Source organism: Bacillus sp. EB106-08-02-XG196 (assembly GCF_013396335.1).
GTDB lineage: Bacteria > Bacillota > Bacilli > Bacillales > Cytobacillaceae > Neobacillus.
In genome coordinates, this window is the sequence record NZ_JABWSY010000034.1 from 1 (window position 1) to 6,758 (window position 6,758).

General features: G+C 54.2%; 6 protein-coding genes and 2 pseudogenes. 4 read left to right on the forward strand and 4 right to left on the reverse strand.

Annotated elements, in window-relative coordinates; genetic code table 11:
- Both MLOOGBEN_RS28645 and trxA read right to left on the reverse strand, forming a co-directional pair.
- On the reverse strand, positions 1–425 hold a 425-nt coding region (locus MLOOGBEN_RS28645), incomplete at its 3' end, for a serine hydrolase (protein ID WP_179161645.1).
- A gap of 922 nt (positions 426–1,347) precedes the next feature.
- Positions 1,348–2,499, reverse strand: a complete 1,152-nt coding sequence (trxA, locus tag MLOOGBEN_RS28650) for a thioredoxin TrxA (RefSeq protein WP_179161646.1) — start codon at positions 2,497–2,499, stop codon at positions 1,348–1,350.
- A gap of 114 nt (positions 2,500–2,613) precedes the next feature.
- Between trxA and MLOOGBEN_RS28655 the strand changes: the two are divergent.
- The 3 genes and pseudogenes from MLOOGBEN_RS28655 to MLOOGBEN_RS28665 all read left to right on the forward strand — a co-directional run.
- Positions 2,614–2,898, forward strand: a pseudogene (locus MLOOGBEN_RS28655) (MFS transporter); the annotation flags it as partial.
- Positions 2,899–2,977: 79 nt separating this feature from the next.
- Positions 2,978–4,060 (forward strand): DNA-binding transcriptional repressor LacI, encoded by a 1,083-nt coding sequence (lacI, locus tag MLOOGBEN_RS28660; RefSeq protein WP_000805902.1) that lies wholly within the window; start codon positions 2,978–2,980, stop codon positions 4,058–4,060.
- Between the two features lie 49 nt (positions 4,061–4,109).
- Positions 4,110–4,451 (forward strand): annotated as a pseudogene (locus MLOOGBEN_RS28665) (hypothetical protein); the annotation flags it as partial.
- A gap of 17 nt (positions 4,452–4,468) precedes the next feature.
- Here the strand turns inward: MLOOGBEN_RS28665 and MLOOGBEN_RS29770 are convergent.
- Positions 4,469–4,837, reverse strand: coding sequence for a hypothetical protein (locus MLOOGBEN_RS29770; protein WP_000538659.1), 369 nt, complete (start codon positions 4,835–4,837; stop codon positions 4,469–4,471).
- Positions 4,838–4,868: 31 nt separating this feature from the next.
- On the opposite strand from MLOOGBEN_RS29770, the gene MLOOGBEN_RS28675 reads away from it, so the two are divergent.
- Positions 4,869–5,060, forward strand: coding sequence for a Rop family plasmid primer RNA-binding protein (locus tag MLOOGBEN_RS28675; RefSeq protein ID WP_000165985.1), 192 nt, complete (start codon positions 4,869–4,871; stop codon positions 5,058–5,060).
- A gap of 1,185 nt (positions 5,061–6,245) precedes the next feature.
- Here the strand turns inward: MLOOGBEN_RS28675 and bla are convergent.
- The coding region (bla, locus tag MLOOGBEN_RS28685) for a class A beta-lactamase (protein WP_154590121.1) at positions 6,246–6,758 on the reverse strand (513 nt) is incomplete at its 5' end.

The window sequence follows — 6,758 nt, forward strand, 5'->3', positions numbered from 1 at the left end:
CCTCCGATCGTTGTCAGAAGTAAGTTGGCCGCAGTGTTATCACTCATGGTTATGGCAGCACTGCATAATTCTCTTACTGTCATGCCATCCGTAAGATGCTTTTCTGTGACTGGTGAGTACTCAACCAAGTCATTCTGAGAATAGTGTATGCGGCGACCGAGTTGCTCTTGCCCGGCGTCAATACGGGATAATACCGCGCCACATAGCAGAACTTTAAAAGTGCTCATCATTGGAAAACGTTCTTCGGGGCGAAAACTCTCAAGGATCTTACCGCTGTTGAGATCCAGTTCGATGTAACCCACTCGTGCACCCAACTGATCTTCAGCATCTTTTACTTTCACCAGCGTTTCTGGGTGAGCAAAAACAGGAAGGCAAAATGCCGCAAAAAAGGGAATAAGGGCGACACGGAAATGTTGAATACTCATACTCTTCCTTTTTCAATATTATTGAAGCATTTATCAGGGTTATTGTCTCATGAGCGGATACATATTTGAATGTATTTAGAAAAATAAACAAATAGGGGTTCCGCGCACATTTCCCCGAAAAGTGCCACCTAAATTGTAAGCGTTAATATTTTGTTAAAATTCGCGTTAAATTTTTGTTAAATCAGCTCATTTTTTAACCAATAGGCCGAAATCGGCAAAATCCCTTATAAATCAAAAGAATAGACCGAGATAGGGTTGAGTGTTGTTCCAGTTTGGAACAAGAGTCCACTATTAAAGAACGTGGACTCCAACGTCAAAGGGCGAAAAACCGTCTATCAGGGCGATGGCCCACTACGTGAACCATCACCCTAATCAAGTTTTTTGGGGTCGAGGTGCCGTAAAGCACTAAATCGGAACCCTAAAGGGAGCCCCCGATTTAGAGCTTGACGGGGAAAGCCGGCGAACGTGGCGAGAAAGGAAGGGAAGAAAGCGAAAGGAGCGGGCGCTAGGGCGCTGGCAAGTGTAGCGGTCACGCTGCGCGTAACCACCACACCCGCCGCGCTTAATGCGCCGCTACAGGGCGCGTCCCATTCGCCAATCCGGATATAGTTCCTCCTTTCAGCAAAAAACCCCTCAAGACCCGTTTAGAGGCCCCAAGGGGTTATGCTAGTTATTGCTCAGCGGTGGCAGCAGCCAACTCAGCTTCCTTTCGGGCTTTGTTAGCAGCCGGATCTCAGTGGTGGTGGTGGTGGTGCTCGAGTGCGGCCGCAAGCTTGTCGACGGAGCTCGAATTCGGATCCGATATCAGCCATGGCCTTGTCGTCGTCGTCGGTACCCAGATCTGGGCTGTCCATGTGCTGGCGTTCGAATTTAGCAGCAGCGGTTTCTTTCATACCAGAACCGCGTGGCACCAGACAGAAGATTACAGGTACTCGACGTTACCGTCGACGCTGATCGCCTGGCCGGTCACGTTGCGTGCGGCGGGCGAACAGAGGAACAAGGCCATGGCTGCCACGTCTTCGGCGGTGACCATGCGCTTGAGGGAAATCTTGTTGAGGTATTCCTGGCGCATCTCGGCTTCGGGCACGCCGACCTGTTCGGCACGCGCACGGATCACGCCGTCCATACGCGGGCCTTCGACGATGCCGGGCAGCAAGGCGTTGACGCGGATATCGCTCTCGCCCAGCTCCGAAGCCAGGGATTTCATCAAGCCGACGATCGCCCATTTGGTTGCCGCATAGGGCGTGCGCCACGCGTAACCCAAGCGCCCCGCCACCGAGGCGATATGCAGCAGATGGCCGTGGGACGATTCCTTGAGCATCGGCACTGCGTGGTGGGCAAACCGGTATTGCGCGGTGAGATTGATGTTGATGGTGGCTTGCCACTCGGCGTCGCTGATCGCATCGATCCCGCCGGTGGGCCCGGCGATCCCGGCGTTGTTGACCAACACATCGAGGCCACCGAGATGCTCGCGCTGCACCTTGAACACCGCCTCGATCTGCGCGGCGTCGCTGACATCGGCGCGGGTGGCGACGGTGCCTGGGTATTTGTCGCGAAACACCGCCAGGGCCGACTCGCTCACATCACACACATGCACCTGGGCACCGGCTTCCAGATACGCCGCCGCCAGCACTTCACCAATGCCGGCAGCCCCGCCGGAAATCAACACACGTAACCCAGGATAGGGCTGCAGCCGTTGTAGGACACTATGATGATGATGATGGTGCATATGGCCAGAACCAGAACCGGCCAGGTTAGCGTCGAGGAACTCTTTCAACTGACCTTTAGACAGTGCACCCACTTTGGTTGCCGCCACTTCACCGTTTTTGAACAGCAGCAGAGTCGGGATACCACGGATGCCATATTTCGGCGCAGTGCCAGGGTTTTGATCGATGTTCAGTTTTGCAACGGTCAGTTTGCCCTGATATTCGTCAGCGATTTCATCCAGAATCGGGGCGATCATTTTGCACGGACCGCACCACTCTGCCCAGAAATCGACGAGGATCGCCCCGTCCGCTTTGAGTACATCCGTGTCAAAACTGTCGTCAGTCAGGTGAATAATTTTATCGCTCATATGTATATCTCCTTCTTAAAGTTAAACAAAATTATTTCTAGAGGGGAATTGTTATCAGCTCACAATTCCCCTATAGTGAGTCGTATTAATTTCGCGGGATCGAGATCGATCTCGATCCTCTACGCCGGACGCATCGTGGCCGGCATCACCGGCGCCACAGGTGCGGTTGCTGGCGCCTATATCGCCGACATCACCGATGGGGAAGATCGGGCTCGCCACTTCGGGCTCATGAGCGCTTGTTTCGGCGTGGGTATGGTGGCAGGCCCCGTGGCCGGGGGACTGTTGGGCGCCATCTCCTTGCATGCACCATTCCTTGCGGCGGCGGTGCTCAACGGCCTCAACCTACTACTGGGCTGCTTCCTAATGCAGGAGTCGCATAAGGGAGAGCGTCGAGATCCCGGACACCATCGAATGGCGCAAAACCTTTCGCGGTATGGCATGATAGCGCCCGGAAGAGAGTCAATTCAGGGTGGTGAATGTGAAACCAGTAACGTTATACGATGTCGCAGAGTATGCCGGTGTCTCTTATCAGACCGTTTCCCGCGTGGTGAACCAGGCCAGCCACGTTTCTGCGAAAACGCGGGAAAAAGTGGAAGCGGCGATGGCGGAGCTGAATTACATTCCCAACCGCGTGGCACAACAACTGGCGGGCAAACAGTCGTTGCTGATTGGCGTTGCCACCTCCAGTCTGGCCCTGCACGCGCCGTCGCAAATTGTCGCGGCGATTAAATCTCGCGCCGATCAACTGGGTGCCAGCGTGGTGGTGTCGATGGTAGAACGAAGCGGCGTCGAAGCCTGTAAAGCGGCGGTGCACAATCTTCTCGCGCAACGCGTCAGTGGGCTGATCATTAACTATCCGCTGGATGACCAGGATGCCATTGCTGTGGAAGCTGCCTGCACTAATGTTCCGGCGTTATTTCTTGATGTCTCTGACCAGACACCCATCAACAGTATTATTTTCTCCCATGAAGACGGTACGCGACTGGGCGTGGAGCATCTGGTCGCATTGGGTCACCAGCAAATCGCGCTGTTAGCGGGCCCATTAAGTTCTGTCTCGGCGCGTCTGCGTCTGGCTGGCTGGCATAAATATCTCACTCGCAATCAAATTCAGCCGATAGCGGAACGGGAAGGCGACTGGAGTGCCATGTCCGGTTTTCAACAAACCATGCAAATGCTGAATGAGGGCATCGTTCCCACTGCGATGCTGGTTGCCAACGATCAGATGGCGCTGGGCGCAATGCGCGCCATTACCGAGTCCGGGCTGCGCGTTGGTGCGGACATCTCGGTAGTGGGATACGACGATACCGAAGACAGCTCATGTTATATCCCGCCGTTAACCACCATCAAACAGGATTTTCGCCTGCTGGGGCAAACCAGCGTGGACCGCTTGCTGCAACTCTCTCAGGGCCAGGCGGTGAAGGGCAATCAGCTGTTGCCCGTCTCACTGGTGAAAAGAAAAACCACCCTGGCGCCCAATACGCAAACCGCCTCTCCCCGCGCGTTGGCCGATTCATTAATGCAGCTGGCACGACAGGTTTCCCGACTGGAAAGCGGGCAGTGAGCGCAACGCAATTAATGTAAGTTAGCTCACTCATTAGGCACCGGGATCTCGACCGATGCCCTTGAGAGCCTTCAACCCAGTCAGCTCCTTCCGGTGGGCGCGGGGCATGACTATCGTCGCCGCACTTATGACTGTCTTCTTTATCATGCAACTCGTAGGACAGGTGCCGGCAGCGCTCTGGGTCATTTTCGGCGAGGACCGCTTTCGCTGGAGCGCGACGATGATCGGCCTGTCGCTTGCGGTATTCGGAATCTTGCACGCCCTCGCTCAAGCCTTCGTCACTGGTCCCGCCACCAAACGTTTCGGCGAGAAGCAGGCCATTATCGCCGGCATGGCGGCCCCACGGGTGCGCATGATCGTGCTCCTGTCGTTGAGGACCCGGCTAGGCTGGCGGGGTTGCCTTACTGGTTAGCAGAATGAATCACCGATACGCGAGCGAACGTGAAGCGACTGCTGCTGCAAAACGTCTGCGACCTGAGCAACAACATGAATGGTCTTCGGTTTCCGTGTTTCGTAAAGTCTGGAAACGCGGAAGTCAGCGCCCTGCACCATTATGTTCCGGATCTGCATCGCAGGATGCTGCTGGCTACCCTGTGGAACACCTACATCTGTATTAACGAAGCGCTGGCATTGACCCTGAGTGATTTTTCTCTGGTCCCGCCGCATCCATACCGCCAGTTGTTTACCCTCACAACGTTCCAGTAACCGGGCATGTTCATCATCAGTAACCCGTATCGTGAGCATCCTCTCTCGTTTCATCGGTATCATTACCCCCATGAACAGAAATCCCCCTTACACGGAGGCATCAGTGACCAAACAGGAAAAAACCGCCCTTAACATGGCCCGCTTTATCAGAAGCCAGACATTAACGCTTCTGGAGAAACTCAACGAGCTGGACGCGGATGAACAGGCAGACATCTGTGAATCGCTTCACGACCACGCTGATGAGCTTTACCGCAGCTGCCTCGCGCGTTTCGGTGATGACGGTGAAAACCTCTGACACATGCAGCTCCCGGAGACGGTCACAGCTTGTCTGTAAGCGGATGCCGGGAGCAGACAAGCCCGTCAGGGCGCGTCAGCGGGTGTTGGCGGGTGTCGGGGCGCAGCCATGACCCAGTCACGTAGCGATAGCGGAGTGTATACTGGCTTAACTATGCGGCATCAGAGCAGATTGTACTGAGAGTGCACCATTGCGGTGTGAAATACCGCACAGATGCGTAAGGAGAAAATACCGCATCAGGCGCTCTTCCGCTTCCTCGCTCACTGACTCGCTGCGCTCGGTCGTTCGGCTGCGGCGAGCGGTATCAGCTCACTCAAAGGCGGTAATACGGTTATCCACAGAATCAGGGGATAACGCAGGAAAGAACATGTGAGCAAAAGGCCAGCAAAAGGCCAGGAACCGTAAAAAGGCCGCGTTGCTGGCGTTTTTCCATAGGCTCCGCCCCCCTGACGAGCATCACAAAAATCGACGCTCAAGTCAGAGGTGGCGAAACCCGACAGGACTATAAAGATACCAGGCGTTTCCCCCTGGAAGCTCCCTCGTGCGCTCTCCTGTTCCGACCCTGCCGCTTACCGGATACCTGTCCGCCTTTCTCCCTTCGGGAAGCGTGGCGCTTTCTCATAGCTCACGCTGTAGGTATCTCAGTTCGGTGTAGGTCGTTCGCTCCAAGCTGGGCTGTGTGCACGAACCCCCCGTTCAGCCCGACCGCTGCGCCTTATCCGGTAACTATCGTCTTGAGTCCAACCCGGTAAGACACGACTTATCGCCACTGGCAGCAGCCACTGGTAACAGGATTAGCAGAGCGAGGTATGTAGGCGGTGCTACAGAGTTCTTGAAGTGGTGGCCTAACTACGGCTACACTAGAAGGACAGTATTTGGTATCTGCGCTCTGCTGAAGCCAGTTACCTTCGGAAAAAGAGTTGGTAGCTCTTGATCCGGCAAACAAACCACCGCTGGTAGCGGTGGTTTTTTTGTTTGCAAGCAGCAGATTACGCGCAGAAAAAAAGGATCTCAAGAAGATCCTTTGATCTTTTCTACGGGGTCTGACGCTCAGTGGAACGAAAACTCACGTTAAGGGATTTTGGTCATGAGATTATCAAAAAGGATCTTCACCTAGATCCTTTTAAATTAAAAATGAAGTTTTAAATCAATCTAAAGTATATATGAGTAAACTTGGTCTGACAGTTACCAATGCTTAATCAGTGAGGCACCTATCTCAGCGATCTGTCTATTTCGTTCATCCATAGTTGCCTGACTCCCCGTCGTGTAGATAACTACGATACGGGAGGGCTTACCATCTGGCCCCAGTGCTGCAATGATACCGCGAGACCCACGCTCACCGGCTCCAGATTTATCAGCAATAAACCAGCCAGCCGGAAGGGCCGAGCGCAGAAGTGGTCCTGCAACTTTATCCGCCTCCATCCAGTCTATTAATTGTTGCCGGGAAGCTAGAGTAAGTAGTTCGCCAGTTAATAGTTTGCGCAACGTTGTTGCCATTGCTGCAGGCATCGTGGTGTCACGCTCGTCGTTTGGTATGGCTTCATTCAGCTCCGGTTCCCAACGATCAAGGCGAGTTACATGATCCCCCATGTTGTGCAAAAAAGCGGTTAGCTCCTTCGGTCCTCCGATCGTTGTCAGAAGTAAGTTGGCCGCAGTGTTATCACTCATGGTTATGGCAGCACTGCATAATTCTCTTAC